This window comes from Arsukibacterium sp. (genome assembly GCF_036735525.1).
Taxonomy (GTDB): Bacteria; Pseudomonadota; Gammaproteobacteria; order Enterobacterales; family Alteromonadaceae; genus Alishewanella.
Map to the genome: position 1 here is coordinate 672 of NZ_DAINOE010000149.1, position 1,160 is coordinate 1,831.

Below are 1,160 nucleotides of genomic sequence, written 5' to 3' on the forward strand. Positions count from 1 at the left end.
ACAAAATACTGATCAGTGAGTGCATAGTTAGCCTGTAACGGCCAGTCGGCTACTTGGGTACTTGCATCCAGCAAAAAAGCATTGCCCTTGCCTGCAAAACTAATGCTTAAGGTTCCGGCCGCTTTGTTAAAGCGCAGAGTGGTGTTTTCCATCACGAGTAAAAATCCCTTTTTTCATTAACTATTTTAGCTTGTTTACTATACCAGCATAACTAAACCTTGCCACTGACTTCTTATGTTGTAGAATTAAACCAATGGAATAAAACGCAAACAACTTGTGGGGCAAATGGAATGCAAGCTAAGTTGGTATCGAATTCACCATCCCTTTATAAACCTCTCTGCGGTTTTATATTGCTGGTAGCCGGGAGCTTAACCTCTCCATTTACTATGGCTGACGCGTCTTGTGATACAAATTTGGCCAGCCGAGTGGGCCCCCGTGATTATTTTGACCAAAAACACCATAGTACCGGGCGAATAGATATTGTAGAGAAAAATCACTTAACGCCGGAAATGCTGCGGCTGGAAAAAGGCAATACTTCCACTATCAGCGCCGATTTACACTATACACTCAATGTCATCCCAAACCACCCAGCAGCCCTGGATTTAGCCTCGCGTCTTGACAAGGCTATGAGGTCATTTCCTGAACGTTATCAACAAGAGGTCATGCAGCGCTCTGTAAGCTGCTATTTCAAGAGGGCTTTTTTGTATACCCCCTCCCAACCTTATTTACACTATATCTTTGCAATACATTTACACAGAAATCAAGCTTATGAACAAGCTGCTGAGGCCTATGCACGTTCCCAACAATTTGGCTTTCAAAACGCAGAATTTTCCTATAAATATGGCCTCACCCTTTTTGAACTTAAACGATACACCGAAGCGCGCGAAATGGTAAATCTTGCCATGTAACAGAATTATCCATTTGAAGCCTTACACAAAAAGCTACTGGATAAAGGCTATTAAATTAAGTTCTAAATAAGACAACAGCGGGTTTTCGCAAGGAGCAGCGATAGTAATGTTACATTGGATGTTAAATCGACTAGGCCGGTTAATGACCGTAAAACCTTTAACCATCCTGATTTACCATCAGGTATTGGCAGAACCTGATCCGCTGTTTCCCGAGCAAATGCATGCACGACGCTTTGCGGAACATATGGCATT

1 protein-coding gene is annotated in these 1,160 nt (G+C 42.6%); it reads left to right on the top strand.

The features are described from left to right. The first annotated feature begins 218 nt into the window (after nucleotides 1-218). Entirely contained in the window at nucleotides 219-908 is a 690-nt protein-coding gene (locus tag V7D78_RS16380) for a hypothetical protein (protein ID WP_333609530.1), read from the top strand. The last annotated feature ends 252 nt before the right edge of the window (nucleotides 909-1,160 follow it).